Here is a 1,490-nt window from a genome sequence, read left to right as displayed (position 1 = left end):
AATACTGTCAGGTCAAAATCCCACTGCGTGATCGAGAAAACACCCACCACGATAATTACATCGTGGATAAGGGCCGCTACGGCACCCACAGAGAATTTGAATTGGAAGCGCAAGGCTACATAAACCATAACGATACCAAGTGCGAGCAACAACCCTAGACCGCCCTGCTCACGCAATTCTTCACCGACTTGTGAGCCAACAAATTCTGCGCGCTCCAGCGTTACCTTCTCACCACTCTGTGACAAGGCATTCAGCACTTGCACACCAACTGTGTCGTCAAAGCCTTGTGACAAACGAACTAAGACAGAGGTATCTGCACCAAAGTTCTGAACAACAAGCTTGTCGTAACCTGCATCATTAAGGGTCGCTCGAACCTCCTCTAGATCAGGAGCAATTTCGTACTCCACTTCCACCAATGTGCCACCGGTGAAGTCGAGACCCAACTGCAAGCCCTGTGTAGCAATAGAAGCTATCGATGCGATAAGAAGCAAAATAGAAGCTAGCGCTGCTAGTTTGCGTTTACCCATGAAGTTAATCGTATTCATATTTTGTTTCCTACCACCTATTAACCAATGGATAACTTTTCAACTTTACGTGAACCGTAAACCAAATTAGTAATGGCACGACTCAAGAAAATTGCAGTGAACATTGAGGTAAAAATACCTAACGCTAAGGTAACCGCAAAGCCTTTCACTGGTCCGGTGCCTACAGCAAACAAAATTATCGCTGCGATAAAGGTTGTGATGTTTGCATCTAAAATCGCAACGAAAGCTCTGCCATAACCCGCATCAATCGCTCGTTGTGGAGACATGCCTGCTTTCAATTCTTCGCGTATACGCTCAAATATGAGTACATTCGCATCAACTGCCATACCGACCGTCAAAACAATACCTGCAATGCCCGGCAAAGTTAACGTCGCCGATATCATAGACATCAATGCACACAAGAGCACAACGTTCACTAATAGCGCGATGTTCGCAATCACACCAAATACACGGTAATAAACAAGCATAAACAATAGTACTAGAGCAAAACCGATCTGCACGGACAACAAGCCAGCATCGATGTTAGCCTGTCCTAAGCTTGGTCCAACCGTACGCTCTTCAACGAAATACACTGGTGCCGCCAATGAACCAGCACGCAATAATAATGCAAGCTCAGCCGCTTCAGTCGGGGAATCTAGACCGGTAATACGGAAGGCATTACCAAAGGCAGATTGAATTGTTGCGAGGTTGATGATGTTACGAATCTCACGATTGCGGCGTTCGACCACCTCTTCACCATCAACAATACGCTTACGCGTTTCTGTTTTCTGCTCAATAAACAAAACACCCATACGACGTTTGATGCTGCGCTTCGTAACGTCAAGCATCATCTTGCCGCCGTTACCATCAAGCGAAATATTTACCTGCGCGACGCCATTTTCATCAAAACCAGCATTCGCATTGGATACGTTACTACCCGTAACGATCACATCTTTTTCGAGAATA

Annotated in this window: 1 protein-coding gene and 1 pseudogene; both read right to left on the bottom strand. The window is 45.8% G+C overall.

Annotated features, from left to right (window positions below):
• A pseudogene (locus A3762_RS24450) lies at positions 1 to 545 on the bottom strand (protein translocase subunit SecF); the annotation flags it as partial.
• 20 nt (positions 546 to 565) lie between these two features.
• Positions 566 to 1,490 (bottom strand): protein translocase subunit SecD (gene secD / locus A3762_RS24445; RefSeq protein ID WP_068758069.1); only part of this gene is annotated, 925 nt, incomplete at its 5' end.

Source organism: Oleiphilus sp. HI0125, assembly GCF_001635355.1.
This window is presented reverse-complemented; position numbering and strand designations above follow the sequence as displayed.